This is a genomic window from Coxiella-like endosymbiont of Rhipicephalus sanguineus (assembly GCF_018687865.1).
Genome location: NZ_NIQB01000089.1, coordinates 1 through 1,175, shown reverse-complemented (window position 1 = coordinate 1,175; position 1,175 = coordinate 1). Strand labels below are relative to the sequence as shown.

The following is a 1,175-nucleotide window of genomic DNA, read 5'->3' as shown; positions in this document are numbered from 1 at the left end:
TAAATACTGTATCTCGGGAGTTTTTTCAGCCGGTTTATAAAATTTCAGATCTTTTAATTTCTTATCCGAGAGAGATAATTTAAATCGATCACGAAAGATCTTTAACCCTTCGTCGCTGATTTCTTCTAAATTATGAGCAATATTTTGAGACTCTCCCTCTTTGCCGTAACCGTAACCTTTGACGGTTTTCATTAACAGGACGGTTGGCTTTCCTGTTTCCTTTAGTGCTTCCGTATAAGCCGCATAAACCTTTTGAGGATCATGACCTCCATCCGTTAATTGTTCCAGTTCACGATCACTCATATCAGAGACAAGTTCCTTCAATTCCGGGAACTTGCCAAATAAATGTTCTCGTAAATAAGCACCGCCTTTAGCACAACACGCTTGATATTCTCCATCCACCATCTCACCCAGGCGTTTTAGTAATAAACCAGATTTATCTTTTTGAAACAATCGTTCCCAATTATGGCCCCAAATAACTTTAATCACCCGCCATCCCGCTCCGCGGAAAATACCTTCCAATTCTTGAATAATTTTTCCATTACCTGAAACAGGTCCATCGAGACGTTGCAAATTGCAATTAATAATAAAGATAAGGTTATCAAGACGCTCACGAATTGCCACCAATAATCCACCTAAAGTTTCAGGCTCGCCCGTTTCACCATCACCACAGAAAGCCCATACTTTGCGCTTCGCCGTATCGGCCAACCCTCGATAGTGTAAATATTTCAACAATTGGGCTTGATAAATAGCCATTAATGGTCCTAGACCCATAGAAACGGTGGGAAATTGCCAGAAGTGGGGCATTAAATGGGGGTGGGGATAGGAAGAAATTCCCTTAGTTAAAGCTTCTTGACGAAAATGAACTAATTCATCTTCTGTTAGCCGCCCTTCAAGAAAAGCACGTGCGTAAATTCCTTCCGAGGAATGGCCTTGAAAAAAACCAGATCGTTCGCATGAAAAAAATAATTTAATCCCACTTCGACTAAAGTTGCTATCGAAGCATAACTGGAAAGATGTCCTCCTAGTCCGGCTTTTTTACGACCCGCACGCATTACCATAGCGAGGGCGTTCCATCGCATATAATTTGTTAAACACTGTAAAATATTTATTTCATTCTCGGGCAATTTAGCTTCTGCGTTAGCAGGAATTGTATTAATGTAGGAAGTATAAAT

Annotated in this window: 1 pseudogene; it reads right to left on the bottom strand. The window is 40.4% G+C overall.

The features are described 5' to 3' along the window. Window positions 1–1,175, bottom strand: a pseudogene (locus tag B1F79_RS04995) (thiamine pyrophosphate-binding protein); the annotation flags it as partial.